Source organism: Nostoc sp. C052, from assembly GCF_013393905.1.
Taxonomy (GTDB): Bacteria; Cyanobacteriota; Cyanobacteriia; order Cyanobacteriales; family Nostocaceae; genus Nostoc.
In genome coordinates this window covers 635,951-657,179 of the sequence record NZ_CP040272.1, presented here as the reverse complement: position 1 = coordinate 657,179, position 21,229 = coordinate 635,951, and the positions used below count along the sequence as shown (strand labels likewise).

Below are 21,229 nucleotides of genomic sequence, written 5' to 3'. Positions count from 1 at the left end.
GGGTTGATTCAGTCTACTTAAAGAAAGTATATGTATAAATCTGATTTAATTTGCTTCGCACCAACAGACTGAGATAAAATTATTTAATGAGTCGATAATCTTTTTATTAGTAACTTTATAGATACTACAACCAACGTTGTTTTTTTGCATAGGCAATACTGCCAATTACAATTAATGCCATCATACAGATCACCACAGGATAAGCCCAAGGTTGTTCTAATTCCGGCATATATTTGAAGTTCATACCATAGAAACCAGACATAAAAGTGATTGGTAAAAATATTGTCGAAAGGATAGTCAGGCGATTAATTCGTTCGCCTGTTTTACTAGCAATATTATCACGCTGAATTTCCATTAATTCTGACATCCAGGCTCTTATAGCTTGATATTCTTGCCAGAGTTTATCAACGTGATGAACCAATTCTTGATTGAATAATTCTTTCACTGGCTGGCCGACCCATTGGAAATCTTCATTATTATCCATAATAGCCATAAGTAACTTGATGCTTTGAAAATTACGGCGTCCAGAACGAGTAGATTGCCTCATTGTGGCGATTTTTTGGTAAGTTGATTCATCACCAGAATTTTCTAAAACTTCATCTTCTAAATCATCAAGTTTTCTAGAAATATAGGTAAATACAGTTTCGTAATTATTCAAAACATCTTTAAATATGAGATAAAAAAGATAGTCAATTCCCAATTTTTGAATATCTAGAGTTCGTTTTTGGAGATTATCAGCTAGAACACTTAAAATTTTTAATTCAGTGATTTCAAAAGTTATAATGAAGTTATTTCCAACGACAATATTGCCACGCACTACCTCAAACTCATTATTTTTTATTTGAGAAGTTAAAATTTCATAGCTGTCAAATAAACAATCTTCTACGTCTTCATCAATTCCTAGAGGGGAATGGTTAAAAATCATGTTAACACGAGATGGATTGAGTCCAAAGTGCTTGATAATCCTGGCTGTTCCAGTGCGATCGCGAAAGTGAACACAGCGCAACCAAATATTGTGAGAACCATCAATTCTTTTCAGTACCGTATCGACATCCCTACTAGTAAATATTTCCAGGTTATCTGGATAAAAAGTCAGGAGAATTAGCATATAGCAATCCTAATTGAGTCGTGAAAAAATACGGTGACTCATATTGAGCAATAATTTATATAACGCTAAGTAGTAAGGACTAAAGAACTTACTACCACCTCTCAAAACCAGTTTGATAAAGTAATAGTCGTAAATTTGTAAAATAAAACACATTTAAATAGCACAATCACTCTCTAAGAGTTTTGACAGTTGACAGTCAATATTATATTGAATTGTGGCTCAATTTTTTTCTATTTTTCCAGATTTAGGACGCGTAGTTGGCGCTGGCGCTGAATTATTTTGCAGAATTGCAATTTCCCGCTGTGCATCTTGATAACTATCTTGTTCCCCTTGCTGTTGGAATAGTCTTGCAGCTTTTTTAAAATCTGCGATCGCACCTGGTTTATTTTTCTGCTTGGTGCGAATCACGCCCCGGTTATAATACGCTAAGGCATTGTTAGCATTAATTGCGATCGCTCGTGAATAATCCTGATTTGCAGCTTTTTTATTTCCCAGTTCGAGATAGGCATTACCACGGTTGTTGTAAGCTGCTAGATTATTTGTATCTAATTTTAGCGCTGCGGTATAATCTTCAATAGCGCCTTTATAATCTCCGAAAGAAAAGCGGTGAATACCTCTATGAATGTAAGCTGCAATAAATTTCGGGTCAATCTGTAAAATAGTCTTGTAATCTTCAGTAGCTTCTACTTTATTGCCCAAATCGCTGTAAATATCACCACGATTCAGATAAGCTTCTATATATTTAGGATTGATGTTAATTGCGTCTGTATAATCTTTAAGTGCTGCATATTTTTGTTTATTAATCGATTGAGTTAAACCCCTTTGATAATAAGCTTTGGCATCACTAGGATTAATCTTAATTACTTTATCAAAATCTTGGATAGCTTCAAGTCTTTGTCTGAGACGACGACGGAGAATTCCTCGTTGTAAGTAGGCTTCGGTATATTCAGGCTTGAGAGCGATCGCTTTGCTAAAATCTTCGATTGCACCTTTATTATCCTTCGATTGAGTACGAGCTAATCCCCGGCCATAGTAAGCATAAGCATCTTTAGAATTTAGCTTAATTGCTTGAGTATAATCTGCGATCGCTTCTTTGTATTTGCCTAATTCCGAAAAAGCAAATCCTCGGTCAAAATAAGCATTAGCATCTTGAGGATTCAGTAAAATGGCTTGGCTAGAGTCTGCTTGTGCTTGCTCATAATCTCCTAATCGATAGTAAGCATCACCTCGCCGATTATAAGCCAAAGCGTTTTGCGGATCTAATTTAATAGCCTGATTGAAATCTTCAATTGCTCCTTCATAGTTTCCTTCCTCATATTTATTTTCTCCCTTTTGGTACAATGTCTGTTGAGCATCACGTACAGGTTTGGGCGATCTCAATTGCCATGCTGCAACACCAAGGGTAATACAGACAATTATCCCAATTAGAACTAGTAATAATTTTTTTTGAAGCTGTTTTTGTTGCTCGTCATCAACATTTGTTATTTTTTTCAGATCGTCTAAAACTTCGGTTGCATACTGGTAACGCTTACGATAGTCAAAACGCACCATTCGATTAATAATTTTTGCTAGTTTTCGGTTAACTTTGAGATTTTTGTCGCGCCAAATTATTTCACCTGTCAGCTTATTTCTCTGGTTTTGTAAATTAGATATTTCTTTTGTAGGTAAACCTTTAAGTGCTGCGATCGCAACCATACCTAAAGCATATATGTCACTGTTATATTTGAGGTTGCCATTAACTTGTTCTATCGGCATATACTCGGAATTTTCAACAGTATTAGTGATGGCTTCATTAACAGTACCAAAATTAACCAAAACTAACTTTTTATCTGATTCACGGCGAATGATATTTGCTGGTTTAATATCTTGATGAATTACGCCATAGTTGTGTGTAACAACTAAAGTTTCTAATATCTCTGATAAAAGAGTAATTACTTGGTCTTCTCTCAAAGGTTGTCCCTGGATAATTTCGTCAGTTAAAGGATTCCCAGGTATGAATTCTTGGACTATATAAAATTCTTCATTTTCTTCAAAATAAGCAATTAGCTTTTGAATTTGCTCGTGTTTTTGTCCGAGTTTTTCTAAAGTTGCTGCTTTACTGGCAAATAAGCGGTGTAAGCTTGTTAAAGCTTGAGGATTGCTATTAGGAGGAGATAACTGCTTTACTATAAATTGGCTGCTAGGAAGATTAACATCTTCAACTAGATAGATTTTTCCTTTTTCTCGATCATTGAGAATTTTTAGTATTTGATAATGTCCATCTAGGAAATGACTATCCATCAATATAAATATAGTCTGATAAATTGTTCGATTATAGCTTACGTGTTATTATTATTGGTTTTAAAATATAAATATTTATTTATTAAGCTGTAGGGGCAATTCATGTAGACGCGAACGCGAGTGCGTCTTTAAGAGTTGCGGCTTCCCGCTATTGCCCCTACCTGAATAAAGCGCAGCCTCACATAGAATTTAGTATAAACGGCTCCAGTCCTTCGAATAGGGCTGGAGCCGCTGACTACAAACCTTTAATTATTCACGCCTACTTACCAAAAGAGTAAATAGACCACACGGTTAATTACGAATTATTCAGTTAAGTTTTACGCTGGCACGACAAATTTCTCGCTACCAGCCAATTCAAAGGCTGCATGAATGGCCTGCAAAGCTTTAACACCTTGCTCTTGTGCCACAACACAACTAATTTTGATTTCTGAGGTGGCTATCATTTGAATGTTGATTTGTTGTTGGGCTAAAGCTTCAAACATTTTAGCGGCAATACCTGGTTGTCCTACCATCCCTGCACCGACAATACTCACTTTAGCGATCGCACTATCTAAAACAACTTCACCCCATCCTAACTCTGCTGCTACTTGGGTGAGCATTTCTCTGGCATTTTCCCCATCGATCCGCGAGACTGTAAAAGCAATATCTCGTCTGGGAACACCATCAATCACCCGGCAGCGCTGAGATTGGATAATCATGTCAACGCTAATATTATGTTGCGCTAATAATCCAAATAACTTCGCTGCCATCCCTGGCCGATCTGGTAATTGGCGAATAGCAAGACGCGCTTGATTTAAATCGAGGGCAACACCGCGAACGGGAGGTGGAGAGTGAGGAGTTAAGAGCGAGGAGTTAGTAGGAGTTAGAAATTCTCCCCTGCTCCCTGCTCCCTGCTCTCCTGCCTCAATCTCAAAAGCGGTACGGAGTGCTAAGACGGCGCGATCGCATTCAGCAGCATCGACTACACAACTTACTTTCACTTCGCTGGTGGAAATCATTTGAATATTCACGCCTGCTTCGGCTAAGGTGGCGAACATTTTTGCCGCAACACCAGGACGGCCAATCATTCCCGCGCCTGCGATGCTGACTTTGGCAATGTTATGTTCTACCATTACCTCGGCTTCTTCCAACTTGGGGTTACATTGACTCCTCAGTGCTGGAGCGATCGCTGTTGCTACTGCTTCTGCCCGTTTTAATATTGGTGTGGTGACAGTAAAGGCAATGTCATTGCTGTTACCTTCATGAACTGATTGAATAATCAAATCTACGTCTACTTTTTGCCGAGAGATTTCGCCAAATAATCTTGCTGCTACGCCTGGTTTATCGGGTACGCGCAACAAAGCAACCTTCGCTTGATCAGTGTCAAATTCTACAGCATCTACTGGACGGGCAATTTCTAAATTGATTAGCGATCGCCCTTGGGGTTTAGCTGATGTCACCCAAGTACCTGGCTGATCCGTCCAACTAGACCTAACTACCAGGGGAACACCATAGTTACGGGCAATTTCCACAGCACGGGGATGCAGCACTTTTGCGCCCAAACTAGCTAATTCCAACATTTCATCGCAGGTGATGGCATCCATTAACTGGGCTTCGGCAACTAAGCGGGGATCTGTAGTGAGAATACCTGGAACATCTGTATAAATTTCACAAAAATTCGCTCTTAATGCGGCTGCGATCGCCACTGCTGAGGTGTCAGAACCACCACGACCCAAAGTCGTAATTTCCATCTCTCCGGCGCTAGAGATACCTTGGAAGCCAGCTACTACAACTACTTTCCCTTCATTTATGTGGCGACTAAGGCGAGTAGTTTCAATATGCAAAATTCGAGCGCGGCTGTATTCAGCTTCGGTAACAATTCCTACCTGAGCGCCAGTCATGGAAATTGCGGGTTGTCCGAGTTCCTGCAAAGCCATACTCAGTAAGGCAATGGTTACTTGTTCGCCAGTAGAAAGCAGCATATCCATTTCCCGGCGATTAGGATTTGGAGAAATTTCAGTAGCTAGTTTGACGAGTCCATCGGTGGTTTTTCCCATTGCCGAAACTACTACGACAATAGAGTTTCCAGCTTTAACAGTTTTATAAATACGCTGTGCAACAGCTTGAATACGTTCCACTGAACCGACAGATGTACCACCGTATTTCTGAACTATGAGCGCCATAACTTTTTATTTAATCAATTGTGCCTGCTTTCATCAACGCTTCCGTCTGGTAAGGAAGCCTTCAAGGCTTATCAGTTATATAGTTTACTAAATATTGCGTCGAATACCCTATAATAATTGATTATTCAAAAACTACATCTTCGTAGAGTGTGGTCATTGTTTCCTCAAAATCCACGCTATTGAGTCGAAATGATTGATGCTCTGCTGTGTAAGATTGTAAAACCCATAACCCTTGCTCATTGCGGCGAAAACACTCGACTCGCTGACGTTTTGTATTAATTAAAACATACTCTTGCAGACTTTCGAGTGTTTGATAATCGGCGAATTTATCGCCCCGGTCAAAGGCTTCGGTAGAATTAGATAAAACTTCGACAATTAAACAGGGAAATCTTTTATAACCTGGCGTTTCTTGATCTCGGCGATCGCAAGTAACCATCACATCGGGATAATAAAAGCGATTCAGAGATTCAATTCTGGCTTTCATGTCAGCCATGTAAACACGACAACCAGAGCCGCGCACATGATTACGGAGGAGAGATGCCAGGTTAAGAGCAATGGTAACGTGTGGATCTAGCGCTCCGGCCATTGCGTAAATATAGCCGTCTATATATTCATGCTTGATATCATTCTGTTCCTCCATTTGGAGGTATTCTTCAGCAGTAAGATAGTTTTGTTGGGGCGAGGCTATCATAATTTTAAAGGTTTTATTGTGCCGATTTACCTATGGCGGTGCGTTAGGCGCAGTAGACTTTATAATCAGGTAAGGAATTTATGTAAGGAACTTGGATAATGGCTAGTGCGACCATCACCACTAAAGGACAAGTAACTATTCCTAAAGAAATTAGAGATTATCTTAACCTTGATACAGGTAGTAAGGTTGATTTTGTTATTGATGAAAATGGAATAGTTAAATTAATTCCCCTAAATGTCCCTATCCAAAGTTTATCAGGGATTTTACACCGTGCGGGCATGAAAAGCGCAACTTTAGAAGAAATGGAAGCTGCAATTAAAGAAGGCTCAAGTGATTGGACTTGATACAAATATTTTAGTGCGCTACTTAACAAAAGATGATGAAAAGCAGTGGGAGCAAGCTGCTGAAATTATCGAAGGGGGAGAGCAATGTTTTGTTGCTAATATAGTGATTTGTGAATTGGTTTGGGTTTTACGAGGTAATCCTTATCAATTTAGTAGAGAAGAAATTAGTAACACTATAGAATTAATGCTGCAATGTTCGGTATTTGAGCTAGAAAATCGCTCTTTAGTTTATCAAGCATTACAAAGATTTAAACAGGGAAGTGCAGATTTTTCGGATTATTTAATTGGGGCAATTGCTCAACATTCTGGTTGTAGTTCAACAGTGACTTTTGACAGAAAGTTAAGAAGCGAAAAGGGATTTGATTTATTTGATTAATCCTAAATTGTAATTAACATTGCTGTGTTTGTGAAGATAATTATATGATTTATCATAGCTGATTTTTTGTTGCGGGAGATATTGCTCTCCATCATTCACAACCACATAATAGCGACGCCGAATAGCCCGTCGTAGACATCGCTTGTCGATTTACACTTTAAAGTAGAGTCTCATTATCTTGATATTCTTTGATTTTGGCATATAAACTGGCAACCGTTTCTGGAGCAAATAGTTTTTCTTTAACTTGCAAATAGTCGCCTTCACTGAGTTTACAAGCCGCCCAAAATTTCATTACCTTCGACGGTTCTAAGTGGCAGTTAAAAATTAGGTGATAAACCTGCTTGTTTACAAATTTCATTAGCAGTAATACGATCAATGGTACGATGCCATTTTACCGGAAGAGTTTTCATATCATTAGTATATATAGAATGATTTTCTCCTTCCCTTAATAAATAAAAGCCATTTTGCTCTAAGTATTTAATTAGCTCTTTTCGTTTGACTGACACACTCAGACCTCTATAGGAATTTGTTCCAGCAAAGAGCCACCTGTGGGAATTTCTTTATTTTGTTGACGATAGGCAAGAACCATTTCTTTGGTTGCATCTTGTAACATAGCTTTACATTCTTCTATGGTTTCTCCTTCTGTGATGACTTCTTGCCATTCAATAAGTTGTCCCATATATCCGCTATTAGTTTTTGTATATTTTGCAGTGTATGTAATTAACATTGCTATGTTTGTGAAGAGAATTATATGATTTATCGTAGCTGATTTTTTGTTGTGGGAGACATTGCTCTCCATCATTTACAACTGCATAATAGCTTTCGGCTCAATGATATACCAAAATAAATGCGTGAATTACTCAAATGAGAAAGCAAACTGGGGTTTGAGTAAGTCAAAGCTGCTTTTGCTTGCGGAAAACACCAAAATGAGAAAGCAAACTGGGGTTTGAGTAAGTCAAAGCTTATTTTACTTGCGGAAAACACCAAAATGAGAAAGCAAAAGCTCCTTTTGAGTAAGTCAAAGCTGCTTTTGCTTGCGGAAAACACCAAAATGAGAAAGTAAAAGCTTATTTTGAGTAAGTCAAAGCTGCTTTTGAGAAAGTAAAAGCTCATTTTGAGTAAGTCAAATGGCATTTTTACTTAGTTCAATATGAATTTTAGTCCAGGCGATCGCGTTTTTCAGTTTTATTACGGTACGCTTTGCACAAAACTAGCTTATTCTGGATTTGGAGGGAGGCGATCGCGCAAATCTGCTAAATTTTCACGAACCTTGACAGTGTTAGGATGATTCACCCCTAACCGACGCTCAAAAATATCCAAAGCTTGGATGTAAAGGGGTTCGGCTTCGCTGTATCTGCCTTGGGAGTAGTAAAGTTTTGCCAAATTGTTGAGGCTAATGGCGACATCTGGATGTTCTTCTCCCAGCAGGTTGCGCCTGAGTTCTAAAGCTTGCAGATACAATGGTTCGGGTTCCGTATAACGTTTTTGTGAGTAGTAAAGTTTTGCCAAATTGTTGAGGCTAGTGGCGACATCTGGATGTTCTTCTCCCAGCAGGTTGCGCCTGAGTTCTAAAGCTTGTATGAAAAGGGGTTCGGCTTCGCTGTATCTGCCTTGAGAGTCGTAGAGTAATGCCAGATTGTTGAGGCTAATGGCGACATCTGGATGTTCTTCTCCCAGCAGGTTGCGCCTGAGTTCTAAAGCTTGGATGAAAAGGGGTTCGGCTTCGCTGTATCTGCCTTGGGAGTTGTAGAGATATGCTAGGTTGTTGAGGCTAGTGGCGACATCTGGATGTTTTTCTCCCAGCAGCTTGCGCCTGAGTGCTAAAGCTTGAATGAAAAGGGGTTCGGCTTCGCTGTATCTGCCTTGGAAACCGTAGAGAGATGCCAAGTTGTTGAGGCTTTGTGCGAAATCTGGATGTGATTCTTCCAGCAGCTTGCGCCTGAGTGCTAAAGCTTGAATGAAAAGGGGTTCGGCTTCGCTGTATCTGCCTTGGAAACCGTAGAGAGATGCCAAGTTGTTGAGGCTTTGTGCGAAATCTGGATGTGATTCTCCCAGCAGTTTGCGGCTGAGTGCTAAAGCTTGGATGTAAAGGGGTTCGGCTTCGCTGTATCTGCCTTGGGAGTTGTAGAGATATGCTAGGTTGTTGAGGCTAGTGGCGACATCTCGATGCTCTTCTCCCAGCAGTTTGAGCCTGAGTGCCAATGCTCGGATCAAAAGAGGTTCAGCTTTGCTGTATCTGCCTTGGGAGTAGTAGAGTAATGCTAGGTTGTTGAGGCTAGAGGCGACATGGGAATGTGACTCTCCCAAGCGTTGTTTAACGATTTTTAGACACTGCTGATACCAAGGTTCAGCCTGAGTATATAATCCTTGACCATTGTAAAATCGAGCGTTGCCAACAAATACCCAAGGTAAATCATCATTGCTGATAGATTCAATGAGATGATTCGCTACTTCAGCTAAATGAGGTATGGCGGGGGAGACGTTGATGATTTGCTCAAGGGTCGGTGTTTCAGGAATACCTTTGGCAACTACTACTATTACCCAACAAAAAAAACGTTTAAATTCTTCTGTCTGTTCTAAACCTGTAAGCTTATATTGGAAAAACTCCCGCAGCAAGGGATGTAGTTGATAGACTCCCTCACCTTTGCGCTGGAGTAAATGCAGATTCAGCAAGCGATCGTCTCTAATTTCCTCTAAATCTACCTCGTATTCCTCTGTTACAAAATGTTCCACTAACTTCCAAGGTATAGGTGCGGCGGCAAATAAACTCAATAAACAGCCCAGTTGCTTATCGTCGTCTTCTAATTCTTGCCAACTCAACTCAAAGGCTGCTAACACACCTCGTTGTGCTGTCATGTCAGCTTCCGACTTAGATTTAGAAAGAGAACGCTCATCTAATCGCTTCTTCTCCAACCGCAGCAAAATTTCTGCTAGAGATAAATCCTGTTTCCGCGCCAGATAGCGCCCCACTAATTCCACACCTAAAGGTAAATATCCCAGCCATTCACACAACTGATTTGCTAAAGCTAATTCTTTTTCAATTTGCCCCGGTGTTTCTTTGAGTAAAGACTTTAATAATTCCAGCGCCGCCTCTGGTTGCAGCACATCCAAAGATAACTGTGCGATGCGTCCCAACTTCTGGCGCGTAGTCATCAAAACTTTAAACCGAGAAGGTAGCGACTGTAAGTAAGACTTAACTTCCTCGTAGTTGCTGACATCATCCAAAACTAGCAGCACATCACCCTCACGCCAACGCCGCCAACAGTATTGCACTTGGGCGACTATATCAAAATCTTCTGGCGGCTTTAAATCAAGCTGCGTTCTAGCAAACTGCACAACTTGAATGCCCACATCCCCAGTTTTTGCCAGCAACCAACAAAGCCCACCGTTATATGTTTCGCGGTGCTGGATGCCATATTGTAAGGCGAGTTCTGTTTTACCAACTCCACCCATACCGGCTATTGCTGCGATCGCAACTTGTTTATTATCCTGCAAAAGTTGGTGAAGATTTTTTAATTCTTCTTCACGCCCGACAAATTCCGCCACCCCACTCAGGGGCAAATTTTGCGGTATTTCAGTAGAAACTATCGATTCCCCTTGGGGCGACTTTAGTCAGAAGTTTAAGGTGTTACCAGAAATGGTATTAGTTCCACCTTTAATATTTATCCCCTGCCAATTTTCAATAATAGTGTTCGTCAGTTGAGGTTGTGCCTCATTGGCTAGAGCTTCCACGGCTTGAGCAATCTCAGGATCTTTCTTCGCCGCTTCCTCTACTTGCTGCCCAATGAGATAAGCTTGACCATAATCTAAAGATTGTGTTTTAGCCTGTTCGATAAGCTTCGCCGTGCTAGGTTCCTTGCGTTTCAGCAGAACTAACAACTTTTCGCCTTCGTTCCAAGCCTTTTCGCCGATGATTTCCCCAGTTTTTTCAAAAGCTTTGATGATTACCAAAGTTGCGATCGCACCTGCTGTCAGTGATACTGGCTCCATAAGTTTGCCAAAGTATACGAGATTTCACTTATGATTCTCAGTTTAACAAAGCAAAGAAGCTTTTTTAGCATTGAGACAGGCTGCTGAAAATGCCAGAGAATTTTGACCCACAAGATACCGTAAGGGATTCTGAATTGGTATAAAGACAGATTTGCAAGCAGCGATCGCAGATCCAAATTGTTTTCAAAATCAAACAATTTCAAAAATATTAACTACCAGAAAGCAATTTTACGACCCTACAGGCAAACAAACTTGTTGCAGATATTTTTTGAAATAATCGTCAAATAACTTGCTAATAGTCTTTTTGAAATATCTCATCAAGCTCTGTAAATAAAAATGACTAACCCTGTTACATAAATCGCAACAATACAGGCTTTGAGTTTTTATTCAGTAATACTGGGGTTAACTTCATCCATCTGGGGATAGATTATGTATACTTCTACTAAATTACCGCGCACATCTGCTTTATTTTTAAGTGCGTTATTGGGAGGCGTGATTTTCACCAGTTGCGCTTCTTCCGAACGCTCAAAAAATTCGGCTTTACCTCAAATGGCCGCCGATGGGGTGGCAAATCGAGCATCTGCACCGAATGGTGAAAGCAGTATTTCCCAAAAGGCGGAAGCTGCACCAATAGCCCGTTCTCGTCCCCAACTCATCAAAAAGGCAGCAATGTCTTTGACTGTCAACTCTGTAGATAAGACTGTTGATGCTGTTTCGCAAATTATCAATCAACAGCAAGGGGATTTAATCGGGTTGAAACAACAACAACCCAAAAACGACAACCCACGTTACACAGCAACCATACAATTGCGGATACCAGAGAACCTGCTGGAACCTACTCTAGAACAACTAGCTAAATTGGGCACTGTCGAGAGTCGTAATATCACTGCCGAAGATGTGGGCGATCGCCTAGTCGATTTCCAAGCTAGATTAACTAATTTGCAGAAAACTGAAGCCAATTTGCAAAAAATTATGGATCGGGCAGGTTCTATTCGAGATGTGCTTAGTGTTTCTCAAGAACTGAGTAATGTCCGGCAAACCATAGAACAAATTGATGCCCAACTGAAAAACCTCAAAAATCAAGTTGCTTATTCCACTATTACGCTGAATCTAGAAGCAGCAGTTTCTAGCACCAGTCCCCAACCTGCCTTCGGTTTACAAGTTCAGGAAACTTGGAACAACTCTACCCATTCTCTAAGTGCATTTTCCATTGGCTTACTCAAGCTGGGTATTTGGTTAATCGTTTACAGTCCCTATCTGTTAATTTTTGTTGCTCTTATCTATGGCTTTACCCGTTGGCGGCGAACTCATTCCCCACGTTTGACACAAACACCAGAGTCAACTACTTCTGAGTGAATCTGCATAAACCCTACATCTACCTCAATACTTCTTGGTTAAGCATTTTTAACTCGGAATCGGGTTTGGGGTAAAGGGTACTGGGTTTGGGTTAAAGGTTTTTTCTTTCCTTTTTCCTTTTTCCCTTAACCGAGAAGTATTGACATCTACCTTTGATAAATCTACACAGATATACAGGGATTGAAATATTTCAAACTCTTATTATCTGTACCTTTCTTTTAAACAATTTTGTTTATCCTGTAGTCTCAATTACTTTAATACTTTTTCAAATGTAAAGAACAATACAAAATATATGATGACAATTTTGATACAAATCTGTTAAGAATAGTTACAATAGTCGGCATACACGATAACATTTCTTATGGTAAATTCACTTGACAATAATCCACCCCATCAAGTAGTTATTGTTGGCGGTGGTTTTGGTGGACTTTATGCGGCAAAAACACTCGCCAAGGCGACAGTAAACGTTACCCTAATCGATAAACGTAACTTTCATCTATTTCAACCCCTTTTATATCAAGTCGCCACAGGTGCGCTATCTCCTGCTGATATCTCTTCACCGTTGCGTTCTGTCCTCAGCAAGAGCAAGAATACGAAAGTGCTGCTGGGAGAGGTGAATAATATCGATCCAGAAGCCAAACAAGTGACTGTGGGCAACGAAGCAATAGCTTACGATACGTTAATTGTCGCCACAGGTGCAAAGCATTCCTACTTTGGCAAAGATAACTGGGAAGAATTCGCCCCAGGCTTGAAAACTGTAGAAGATGCCATAGAAATGCGTAGCCGTATTTTTTCGGCCTTTGAAGCCGCAGAAAATGAAACCGATCCAGAAAAACGCCGTGCTTGGTTAACTTTTGTAATTGTGGGTGGTGGCCCAACTGGTGTAGAGTTGGCAGGTGCGATCGCAGAATTGGCAAACCAAACTCTCAAAGAAGATTTCCGCAACATCGACACATCAGAAGCCAAGATTTTGCTATTAGAAGGTTTGGATCGGATTTTGCCACCCTTTGCGCCAGAGTTATCACAAGAAGCGGAAGCATCCTTGACGCGCTTGGGGGTGGTTGTCCAGACAAAAACACTGGTAACAAATATTGAAAATGATACTGTTACCCTCAAACAAGGTGATGAAGTTAAAGAAATTGCTTCAAAAACGGTATTATGGGCAGCAGGTGTGAAAGCTTCTGCAATGGGCAAAGTGCTAGCAGAACGCACAGGTGCCGAGTGCGATCGCGCTGGACGAATTATCGTTGAACCTGACTTGAGTATTAAGGGACATCCAAATATTTTTGTAGTTGGCGACTTAGCAAACTTTTCTCATCAAAATGGTAAACCCCTACCTGGTGTTGCACCTGTAGCCAAGCAAGAAGGTGAATATGTAGCAACATTAGTTCAACAGCGGCTTGCAGGTAACAGCTTACCGCCCTTTGCTTATACCGATCATGGTAGTTTAGCGATGATTGGCCACAATTCTGCCGTGGTAGATTTGGGCTTTACCAAGCTGAAAGGTTTCGTTGCATGGCTGTTTTGGCTATTTATTCACATCTACTTCTTAATTGAATTTAACAACAAATTAGTAGTAATGATTCAGTGGGCATGGAGCTATTTCACCCGTAATCGTGGAGCAAGATTGATTACAGGAAAAGAAACCCTCACGGAATTTGTAATTAGCGATCGCAACAGTTATTCAGCCGAGAATAAACAGCCGCTAAATGTCTAATTAGTCATTAGACTTCTTGCATAAGTCGGGTAAAGGGTAAGGGTTAAAGGGAAAAGGGATAGAATTAACATTCCCCTTTAACCTTTCCCCCTTTCCCGACAAGAGTGCAAAAGGCACTTTTGCAAGAGGTCTATTAGTTATTCTCCCCCTTGCCCTGCCTCTTCCCCACTCCCCACTCCCCGCCCTCATAAATTAGCAGTAAGCTATTTGAGGGCGTTTTTCATAATCTACATAATGGCAACTATTAACAACAACTACCTGAAACTGAAAGCGGGTTATCTGTTTCCAGAAATTGCTCGGCGGGTGAATGCCTTTGCAGAAGCAAACAGTAATGCTAAAATCATCCGGCTGGGCATTGGTGATGTTACCGAACCTCTACCAGAGGCTTGCCGCACAGCGATGATTAAAGCTGTGGAAGAAATGGGCGATCGCAATACCTTCAAAGGCTATGGCCCTGAGCAAGGCTACGCATGGTTGCGAGAGAAAATTGCTACTCAAGATTTCCAAGCACGGGGAGCCGATATAGATGCTTCGGAAATCTTTATCTCCGATGGTTCTAAGTGCGACACGGGCAACATTCTAGAAATCTTTGGTCATGACAATATAATTGCCGTGACTGACCCAGTTTATCCCGTATATGTAGACACTAACGTTATGGTGGGAAATACTGGGGATGCCAACGATAAAGGCGAATTTGAAGGTTTAGTTTATCTACCAATTACGGCTGACAACAACTTCACCGCCGAGATTCCCGCAAAGAAAGTCGATTTAATTTATCTCTGCTTTCCCAATAACCCCACTGGCGCAACTGCAACCAAAGAGTATCTCAAAGCATGGGTAGACTATGCCAAAGCTAATAACTCAATTATTTTCTTTGATGCAGCCTACGAAGCTTATATTACCGATCCATCAATTCCCCATTCAATTTATGAAATTGAAGGCGCAAGAGAAGTTGCGATCGAATTTCGGTCTTTCTCGAAGAACGCAGGTTTTACAGGAACCCGTTGCGCGTTAACTGTAGTACCGAAAACACTCACAGCAAAAGCCGCCGATGCTTCCGATGTCGAACTATGGAAACTATGGAATCGTCGCCAGTCTACCAAATTTAATGGTGTTTCTTACATCATCCAACGGGGAGCCGAAGCGGTTTACTCCGAAGAAGGACAAGCGCAAATCAAAGGATTGGTGAGTTTCTATCTCGAAAACGCCAAAATTATCCGCGAGAAACTCACAGCCGCCGGATTGTCAGTTTATGGTGGTGTGAATGCACCTTATGTTTGGGTAAAAACACCTAATGGTTTATCCAGTTGGGAATTTTTTGATAAGTTGCTGCAAACCGTCAACGTTGTGGGGACACCTGGTTCTGGCTTTGGTGCTGCGGGTGAAGGTTACTTCCGCATTTCAGCGTTTAACAGCCGTGAGAACGTCGAAGAGGCGATGAAGCGGATTACCGAGAAGTTTAAGGTGTAGAGCGATCGCTTTTGTTAAACTCAATCTAACTCAATCTATTAGTCTAAAGGTTACGGTGGGCTGTATTATCCACCGCAACCTCATAGATTTTGAATTTTGAATTTTGAATTTTGAATTGGAGCGTTCGCCCTTGGCGTCTCGTAGAGAACGGAGCGAAGCAATCGCTGGGGATTGCTTTGCTACATTTCATTTGGCTCGCAATGACACAAAAGTTACATGAACTAAAAATGGGAAAATTCCATCAAAGTCAACAGTCTAGCCTAGTCCCCACCTTCCCCTTTTCCCCTTAACCGACAAGTATTGGCAGGCAGGGGGAGAATTCATAACTCCTAACTCCTAACTCATCATTATTTATCATTATTTAATGTGGCGGATTACTTCGGCAACCGACCAAGCTTGAGCGATCGCTCCTCTGGGTGTGTGAGGTAAATCACCATCAAAAATCTCAGAAATAGAACCAAGACAAGCCTCAAATTGGAAGTGATCTAGCAGGGGTTGCCAATCAAAAGGCAGCGATTGTTGCGGATAAAAACGTTGCCAAGCCCGAATATATGGCCCAATTAGCCAAGTCCAAACAGTACCTTGATGATAAGCGCGATCGCGTTGCTCTTGGTTGCCCTCATATCTCCCTTTATATTCAGGATCTCCTGGATCGAGACTGCGAAGACCATAGGGAGTAAGCAAGCTACTAGTTGCCAAATCTAATATCTGACACCCCTGCTGCTCAGAAAACCCACAATGGTGCAGCGACAGCGCTAAAACAGCATTGGGACGAATTTGAAAATTCCGGCGATCGTCCGGCTCAATAGTATCGTACAAATAACCTAGCTGAGGATTCCAAAACTTTTGCAGCGAGGTTTTTACAAGTTGTGCTTGTTGAGCATAACGCTGTGATTGCTTCGTGAGACGCACTGGCGAACCATACTCAAGCTGGCTCAAGCGCTCTGCCCACTGACTCAGCCAGCATAAAGCAGAATACCACAATGCATTGATTTCCACTGGCTTCCCGTGACGAGGAGTAACGGGAAGCGATCCAATTAGCACATCCATCCAAGTGAGGGCTACACCACGAGTATCCCAACTAACTAGCCCATCAGTAGCATCGACCTGGATATTGAAATGTGTACCACCGACAAATGCTTTGTAGATTTGCTGTATTATCGGGAATTGCTCTGCCAAAAAATCCCAGTCTTGAGTTGCTTCTAAATAAAGTCCTAAAATTTCAATCCACCACAAGGCTGCATCAATACTGTTATAAATAGGTTCACCATTGACATCAGGAAATGCATTAGGAATTAAACCGTGGCGACAATAATGCCCAAAAGTTCGCAATACTCCTTTTGCCAGATCAAAGCGTTGTGGAACTAGTGCCAACCCCGGTAAGGCGATTAATGTGTCGCGTCCCCAGTCATTAAACCAGTGATAACCAGCAATTACCGTAGGGCCTGCAATTGAGGCTCGATAGACGATAAATTGATCGCTTGCTTTGAGTAATTGTTGACTGAGTGAGAATTGGGCATGGGGGATTGGAGATTCGTAATTATTTCCCTGCTCCTCTGCTCCTTTGCTCCTCTGCTCCCCTGCCCCTCTCCATCCAAAAATCTTTGAGAGCCTTTCTTGCTCTGCCTCCACGGCTTCTACAAAGGTTTCGGGGGTGAGAATACCTGACACCGAGTCGGGAAAACCTACTCGTGCTTCTAGAGTTACTGTATCTCCTGGTTGCAGTGTGACTATCAAGTAACCAGGACTGTACAAGTCTTCTTTGTCGCCTAATCCCCGTTTCGTCTCCTCAGACAATCCATAATCCCAATACCAAACGGCATCTGGTTGATAATTTCCCTGTGTCCAGCGCAAGTGCCAAGGTATACCGAAATGTCCAGAATCGATTGCTTGTAGACAGACTTGCTTTTGCCCTAGTAATTGTGAGAACTTTAATTCTTGACTAGATGTCTGCTGGTGATGAAAGTCACGTTCTGCTATCAACAGTCGCAACCGTAAAATTGCTGTATAACTTCCCTCGTAGCGATACCGGATTAAAATTCGATGGCAAAATTGGGCAGGGGAATTGGGCATTGGGCATTTAAAAGAGGCAGAGGGGCGGGGTGCGGGGTGCGGAGGGGAAAACTCTTCTCCCTTGCTCCCTGCTTCTTCCCCAGCCCCCACCAACCCATAAGGCATCACCAACTCTCTGGTTAACTGCCAGTTATCTTGACCCCAAGTCCATTTTGGAACTGGGTTAATATCAAAATTGCGTAGCAGTTCGTAGCCTGTCCGCTCAATCTGATTTTTACCCCAAAAATTTGTCCCTAGTGACACAACGCTGCCTAATACTTCCAAACTAGCTTCTAGGTGCGAAAACAGCAGAGTCCGCCCAGAAGGCGGGTTTGTCGCGGCAAACAGCCAACCATGATAAGTACGCGTGCGGACACCAGAAACAGTACCACTGGCAAAACTTCCTAAGCCATTGGTAAGCAACCATTCTCTTGTATCTAAATCAGGCATTTGCTACTCAAAATCGTTATGAGTATGATATAGTCGTAACAGATCGTAATTAAACTGTGAGAGCGTGGATGGGTGAGTTTTACTTGACCCGAATTCCAACGCTACTAAACCGATAAAGGAGAATTAGGTTAATGTCCCTTACTTACGGAACCGAAGGAAGCCTCCGCGTTGGTCAACAAGCTCCCGATTTCACAGCAACCGCTGTGGTAGACCAGGAATTTAAGACAATCAAACTTTCCGATTATCGCGGTAAGTATGTCGTCCTGTTTTTCTACCCACTAGACTTTACCTTTGTTTGTCCTACTGAAATTACAGCATTTAGCGATCGCTACGAAGAATTCAAGAAAATCAATACGGAAATCCTTGGGGCTTCCGTTGACAGTGAATTCTCCCACCTCGCTTGGATTCAAACAGATCGTAAATCTGGTGGCGTTGGCGACCTGAATTATCCTCTAGTCTCCGACATCAAGAAAGAGATTAGCGCCGCTTACAACGTTCTTGATCCAGCAGCAGGCATTGCCTTGCGTGGTCTGTTCATCATCGATAAAGATGGTATCATACAGCACGCCACCATTAACAATCTAGCTTTTGGTCGTAGCGTTGATGAAACCCTGCGGACATTACAAGCAATTCAGTATGTTCAGTCTCACCCTGATGAAGTTTGCCCAGCTGGTTGGCAACCTGGTGACAAGACAATGAATCCTGACCCAGTGAAGTCTAAAGTCTACTTCTCTGCTGTCTAAATTTAGCTAGCAAACTCCAATCCATACCGTTGGAGTTGAGAGCAAAATCAATGAAAACCACAGATAAACAGAGATACACATTAAACAGTGTCAAGCTCCGTATATATCTGTGGTTTTTTCATAAAATAGTATTTAAATCATGAGGGTTAAAAATATGCTTACTTCAACGGATTTTAGTGGCTTATTAAATGAGCGTTTCTTCCGTAATTTTTTACCAGTTCCAGCTAGCAACAAACTCAGATTGGGAGTGGGGACACCAGAATTCCAACTACCAGATATTACCAACGGAAGATTAGTAAAATTGTCTGATTATAAAGGTAAGCAACCTGTGGTAATTGCCTTTACTCGCATCTTTACCGAAAAGCAATATTGTCCCTTTTGTTTTCCTCATATCAAAGAGTTAAATGAAAACTATGAACAATTTAAAAAACTTGGTATAGAAGTTTTAATGATTACTAGTACCGATGAACGTCAGAGTCAAATAGTTGTGAGAGATTTAGGCTTGCAAATGCCATTACTGAGCGATCCTAGTTGTAGAGTATTTCGTACCTATCAAGTAGGACAAGCACTGGGAGCGCCTTTACCAGCACAGTTTGTATTAGATAAAGAAGGAAAACTCCGCTACTGGCATTTATTTTCTTTTCTGGATCACAATGCTAGTGTTGAAACATTGCTAGAACAATTCAATTGAGTATAGGGTGTAAAATTGGCATTGTCTGCCTTATATTTCTATGATATTTTTTTGCTTTGAAACTTTGAACGAGTTTTCTTGACGACTCTGGGATTACTTCTGTGCTGCGCTGGTAGAATTTTTAATTCTTTTATTTCCGAAGTTAACCAACTAAATGTCAAAGGCGTTACTGATTGACAAGATTTTATTACGCAAACGTGCTGTAATTGAATCGGTCAATGACCATCTGAAAAATATATGTCAAATAGAACACTCCCGCCATCATAGTCCACTTAATTTTTTGGTTAACTTGATAGCTGGTTTAGCTACTTATACCTATTTGCCTAAAAAACCTTCGATTGACATTTACCCAAAAGATTTGCCAGCACTACCTCCTGCCATTTTTTAGTTCCGTCGAACTCACGTTCAATTAGGGACCATATCACAAGAAGTAACAGCATTCATCCTCAAGGCTATTAATAATTGGTTCTGTTGGTAGATGGAATGTCAATGTTGGGATTGCTATTGTGTATTTGTAAGTCAAAAACGTCTATCGAATTAAAACAATGAATATTCTTGCTTGGATTGTTTTAGGTTTAATTGCTGGTGCTATTGCAAAGGCTATCTACCCCGGTCATCAAGGCGGTGGAATTCTGGGAACAATCTTATTAGGAATTATCGGTGCTTTTGTTGGTGGTAGTTTGGGTGTATTCTTCAGTACAGGAACCTTGACGTTAGCCGCCCCCACACTCAGTATTCCTGGGATTGCAGTAGCGGTTCTTGGTGCAATTGTTGCTGTTTTCTTGTGGAACTTGCTAAATCGTCGCAGTGCTGTGTAGTAAATTAAATTGGAATTAATTAATAGTAAAAATCAGGGAATTCATTTCACTATATTTTTCCCTGAATTGAAATAAAACAATAGCGCTTACCTATATTTAGGTAGGCGCTAATATTATTTTGTTGGGGTGCGATGCGGTTCAAGCGATGTCTGCGACGGTCTTCGCCTACGCCTCACCCCATAAAATTTTTCTTGATGGCAAAAAGAAGCCTGTAAAATCTTAAGTTTGTTCTATATCAAGCCTCGTAAATTGGCAAAAGTATTGATCTTGAAACTCCTTTCTCCTTAATTTTGTACAATTGCCCCCAAAGTGCCATTGACCACACGTAAATAATCAGATGGGGATAGCAGAAGCAACATACCTCGCATTCCAGCAGAAACAGTGATCTGCTCAAATAGGGTTGCCGTTTCATCAAGGTAAACAGGATAGTCTTTTTTACTCGCTAAAGCTGTCACACCCCCCCGGATGTATCCTGTTAGTGGCTGCACTTCCTTGAGAGCAACTGTCTCAACTTTGCGGTTTCCTGAAATCCGCGCCAAGGCTTTTAAATCTAACCGATCATTTCCAGGTATAACAGCAAAGCACATACCTGTTGTGTCACCTCTGACTACTAAAGTCTTAAAAACTTGCTCTGGCGGAAGACCAACTTTGTGCGCTGTACTCTCAGCAGCTAAATCATCAGGGTTAACCTCATAGCTCAGGATTTGGTAGGGAATACCTAGTTTATCCAGTAGTCGAGCAGCATTAGTTTTCATCAACTTTTCGTTATTTTAAGTTCAAAATTTTAATTCTGTTGCAACCCTTGCACTAGAATACACTCGACTAATGCGATCGCTCAAGGACTGCATCTGCTCACATTCGGCAGCGCTTTACCTGCCTCTAAAAACGCCCGTTTCACACGGCGCTCTAGGTAAAGGCGATCGCGCTGTTCCTTCTCTGGTAAGGATTTTAACCTTGCCACTACCTGACTTTTCACTCCCT

At 41.4% G+C, this 21,229-nt stretch carries 20 protein-coding genes and 1 pseudogene; 9 read left to right on the top strand and 12 right to left on the bottom strand.

Annotated elements, in window-relative coordinates:
• Nucleotides 1-124: 124 nt before the first annotated feature.
• The 4 genes from FD723_RS02685 to FD723_RS02670 form a co-directional block, all read right to left on the bottom strand.
• Complete coding sequence (locus FD723_RS02685) at nucleotides 125-1,108, bottom strand: magnesium transporter CorA family protein (RefSeq protein WP_179063984.1); 984 nt, start codon at nucleotides 1,106-1,108, stop codon at nucleotides 125-127.
• Between the two features lie 219 nt (nucleotides 1,109-1,327).
• Nucleotides 1,328-3,388 (bottom strand): tetratricopeptide repeat protein, encoded by a 2,061-nt coding sequence (locus FD723_RS02680; protein WP_179063983.1) that lies wholly within the window; start codon nucleotides 3,386-3,388, stop codon nucleotides 1,328-1,330.
• 317 nt (nucleotides 3,389-3,705) lie between these two features.
• Entirely contained in the window at nucleotides 3,706-5,550 is a 1,845-nt protein-coding gene (locus FD723_RS02675; protein WP_179063982.1) for an aspartate kinase, read from the bottom strand.
• A gap of 121 nt (nucleotides 5,551-5,671) precedes the next feature.
• On the bottom strand, nucleotides 5,672-6,241 hold the full coding sequence (locus tag FD723_RS02670; protein WP_179063981.1) for a Uma2 family endonuclease: 570 nt from the start codon (nucleotides 6,239-6,241) through the stop codon (nucleotides 5,672-5,674).
• A 98-nt stretch (nucleotides 6,242-6,339) separates the two neighbouring features.
• Here FD723_RS02670 and FD723_RS02665 point away from each other — a divergent pair, with 98 nt between their 5' ends.
• On the top strand, nucleotides 6,340-6,585 hold the full coding sequence (locus FD723_RS02665; RefSeq protein WP_179063980.1) for an AbrB/MazE/SpoVT family DNA-binding domain-containing protein: 246 nt from the start codon (nucleotides 6,340-6,342) through the stop codon (nucleotides 6,583-6,585).
• Entirely contained in the window at nucleotides 6,572-6,961 is a 390-nt protein-coding gene (locus tag FD723_RS02660) for a PIN domain-containing protein (RefSeq protein WP_179063979.1), read from the top strand. The genes FD723_RS02665 and FD723_RS02660 overlap by 14 nt, the downstream gene beginning before the upstream one ends.
• 157 nt (nucleotides 6,962-7,118) lie before the next feature.
• Here FD723_RS02660 and FD723_RS02655 read toward each other — a convergent pair whose 3' ends face one another.
• The 5 genes from FD723_RS02655 to FD723_RS02635 form a co-directional block, all read right to left on the bottom strand.
• Nucleotides 7,119-7,253: a hypothetical protein gene (locus FD723_RS02655; protein ID WP_256875030.1), complete on the bottom strand. Its 135-nt coding sequence runs from the start codon at nucleotides 7,251-7,253 to the stop codon at nucleotides 7,119-7,121.
• Nucleotides 7,254-7,278: 25 nt separating this feature from the next.
• On the bottom strand, nucleotides 7,279-7,467 hold the full coding sequence (locus FD723_RS02650; RefSeq protein WP_179063977.1) for a type II toxin-antitoxin system HicA family toxin: 189 nt from the start codon (nucleotides 7,465-7,467) through the stop codon (nucleotides 7,279-7,281).
• A 2-nt stretch (nucleotides 7,468-7,469) separates the two neighbouring features.
• Entirely contained in the window at nucleotides 7,470-7,640 is a 171-nt protein-coding gene (locus tag FD723_RS02645) for a type II toxin-antitoxin system HicB family antitoxin (protein WP_256875029.1), read from the bottom strand.
• A gap of 536 nt (nucleotides 7,641-8,176) precedes the next feature.
• Nucleotides 8,177-10,522 carry a tetratricopeptide repeat protein gene (locus FD723_RS02640; RefSeq protein ID WP_256875028.1) on the bottom strand — a complete coding sequence of 782 codons (2,346 nt, stop codon included), beginning with the start codon at nucleotides 10,520-10,522 and terminating at the stop codon, nucleotides 8,177-8,179.
• Between the two features lie 51 nt (nucleotides 10,523-10,573).
• Entirely contained in the window at nucleotides 10,574-10,951 is a 378-nt protein-coding gene (locus tag FD723_RS02635; RefSeq protein ID WP_179063975.1) for a hypothetical protein, read from the bottom strand.
• Nucleotides 10,952-11,380: 429 nt separating this feature from the next.
• Between FD723_RS02635 and FD723_RS02630 the strand changes: the two genes are divergently transcribed.
• The 3 genes from FD723_RS02630 to FD723_RS02620 all read left to right on the top strand — a co-directional run bounded on the left by FD723_RS02630 (nucleotide 11,381) and on the right by FD723_RS02620 (nucleotide 15,494).
• The gene (locus FD723_RS02630; RefSeq protein ID WP_179063974.1) at nucleotides 11,381-12,307 is read left to right on the top strand and encodes a DUF4349 domain-containing protein; all 927 of its coding nucleotides are present in this window, start codon (nucleotides 11,381-11,383) and stop codon (nucleotides 12,305-12,307) included.
• A 361-nt stretch (nucleotides 12,308-12,668) separates the two neighbouring features.
• Nucleotides 12,669-14,024, top strand: a complete 1,356-nt coding sequence (locus FD723_RS02625) for an NAD(P)/FAD-dependent oxidoreductase (protein ID WP_179063973.1) — start codon at nucleotides 12,669-12,671, stop codon at nucleotides 14,022-14,024.
• A 234-nt stretch (nucleotides 14,025-14,258) separates the two neighbouring features.
• Entirely contained in the window at nucleotides 14,259-15,494 is a 1,236-nt protein-coding gene (locus tag FD723_RS02620; protein ID WP_179063972.1) for an LL-diaminopimelate aminotransferase, read from the top strand.
• Between the two features lie 357 nt (nucleotides 15,495-15,851).
• Here FD723_RS02620 and FD723_RS02615 read toward each other — a convergent pair whose 3' ends face one another.
• Entirely contained in the window at nucleotides 15,852-17,996 is a 2,145-nt protein-coding gene (locus FD723_RS02615) for an amylo-alpha-1,6-glucosidase (protein WP_179063971.1), read from the bottom strand.
• Between the two features lie 131 nt (nucleotides 17,997-18,127).
• Between FD723_RS02615 and FD723_RS02610 the strand changes: the two genes are divergently transcribed.
• The 4 genes and pseudogenes from FD723_RS02610 (at nucleotide 18,128) to FD723_RS02595 (ending at nucleotide 20,248) form a co-directional block, all read left to right on the top strand.
• Complete coding sequence (locus FD723_RS02610) at nucleotides 18,128-18,739, top strand: peroxiredoxin (RefSeq protein WP_073644091.1); 612 nt, start codon at nucleotides 18,128-18,130, stop codon at nucleotides 18,737-18,739.
• A 154-nt stretch (nucleotides 18,740-18,893) separates the two neighbouring features.
• The gene (locus tag FD723_RS02605; RefSeq protein ID WP_179063970.1) at nucleotides 18,894-19,430 is read left to right on the top strand and encodes a peroxiredoxin; all 537 of its coding nucleotides are present in this window, start codon (nucleotides 18,894-18,896) and stop codon (nucleotides 19,428-19,430) included.
• A gap of 175 nt (nucleotides 19,431-19,605) precedes the next feature.
• A pseudogene (locus FD723_RS02600) lies at nucleotides 19,606-19,818 on the top strand (transposase); the annotation flags it as partial.
• Between the two features lie 157 nt (nucleotides 19,819-19,975).
• Nucleotides 19,976-20,248 (top strand): GlsB/YeaQ/YmgE family stress response membrane protein, encoded by a 273-nt coding sequence (locus tag FD723_RS02595; protein WP_069068080.1) that lies wholly within the window; start codon nucleotides 19,976-19,978, stop codon nucleotides 20,246-20,248.
• Between the two features lie 284 nt (nucleotides 20,249-20,532).
• On the opposite strand, the gene ybaK is transcribed toward FD723_RS02595, so the two are convergent.
• Both ybaK and FD723_RS02585 read right to left on the bottom strand, forming a co-directional pair.
• Nucleotides 20,533-21,003 carry a Cys-tRNA(Pro) deacylase gene (gene ybaK, locus FD723_RS02590; protein WP_179063969.1) on the bottom strand — a complete coding sequence of 157 codons (471 nt, stop codon included), beginning with the start codon at nucleotides 21,001-21,003 and terminating at the stop codon, nucleotides 20,533-20,535.
• Nucleotides 21,004-21,083: 80 nt separating this feature from the next.
• On the bottom strand, nucleotides 21,084-21,224 hold the full coding sequence (locus FD723_RS02585) for a hypothetical protein (RefSeq protein ID WP_179063502.1): 141 nt from the start codon (nucleotides 21,222-21,224) through the stop codon (nucleotides 21,084-21,086).
• Nucleotides 21,225-21,229 lie beyond the last annotated feature (5 nt).

What these genes read in the sequence shown, in the direction of transcription:
- FD723_RS02645 (WP_256875029.1), bottom strand. Translation starts at nt 7,640, where the DNA reads ATGGGACAACTTATTGAATGGCAAGAAGTCATCACAGAAGGAGAAACC.
- FD723_RS02635 (WP_179063975.1), bottom strand. Translation starts at nt 10,951, where the DNA reads ATGGAGCCAGTATCACTGACAGCAGGTGCGATCGCAACTTTGGTAATC.
- FD723_RS02685 (WP_179063984.1), bottom strand. Translation starts at nt 1,108, where the DNA reads ATGCTAATTCTCCTGACTTTTTATCCAGATAACCTGGAAATATTTACT.
- FD723_RS02665 (WP_179063980.1), top strand. Translation starts at nt 6,340, where the DNA reads ATGGCTAGTGCGACCATCACCACTAAAGGACAAGTAACTATTCCTAAA.
- FD723_RS02675 (WP_179063982.1), bottom strand. Translation starts at nt 5,550, where the DNA reads ATGGCGCTCATAGTTCAGAAATACGGTGGTACATCTGTCGGTTCAGTG.
- FD723_RS02620 (WP_179063972.1), top strand. Translation starts at nt 14,259, where the DNA reads ATGGCAACTATTAACAACAACTACCTGAAACTGAAAGCGGGTTATCTG.
- FD723_RS02610 (WP_073644091.1), top strand. Translation starts at nt 18,128, where the DNA reads ATGTCCCTTACTTACGGAACCGAAGGAAGCCTCCGCGTTGGTCAACAA.
- FD723_RS02680 (WP_179063983.1), bottom strand. Translation starts at nt 3,388, where the DNA reads ATGGATAGTCATTTCCTAGATGGACATTATCAAATACTAAAAATTCTC.
- FD723_RS02630 (WP_179063974.1), top strand. Translation starts at nt 11,381, where the DNA reads ATGTATACTTCTACTAAATTACCGCGCACATCTGCTTTATTTTTAAGT.
- FD723_RS02655 (WP_256875030.1), bottom strand. Translation starts at nt 7,253, where the DNA reads ATGAAATTTTGGGCGGCTTGTAAACTCAGTGAAGGCGACTATTTGCAA.
- ybaK (WP_179063969.1), bottom strand. Translation starts at nt 21,003, where the DNA reads ATGAAAACTAATGCTGCTCGACTACTGGATAAACTAGGTATTCCCTAC.
- FD723_RS02670 (WP_179063981.1), bottom strand. Translation starts at nt 6,241, where the DNA reads ATGATAGCCTCGCCCCAACAAAACTATCTTACTGCTGAAGAATACCTC.
- FD723_RS02615 (WP_179063971.1), bottom strand. Translation starts at nt 17,996, where the DNA reads ATGCCTGATTTAGATACAAGAGAATGGTTGCTTACCAATGGCTTAGGA.
- FD723_RS02605 (WP_179063970.1), top strand. Translation starts at nt 18,894, where the DNA reads ATGCTTACTTCAACGGATTTTAGTGGCTTATTAAATGAGCGTTTCTTC.
- FD723_RS02595 (WP_069068080.1), top strand. Translation starts at nt 19,976, where the DNA reads ATGAATATTCTTGCTTGGATTGTTTTAGGTTTAATTGCTGGTGCTATT.
- FD723_RS02625 (WP_179063973.1), top strand. Translation starts at nt 12,669, where the DNA reads ATGGTAAATTCACTTGACAATAATCCACCCCATCAAGTAGTTATTGTT.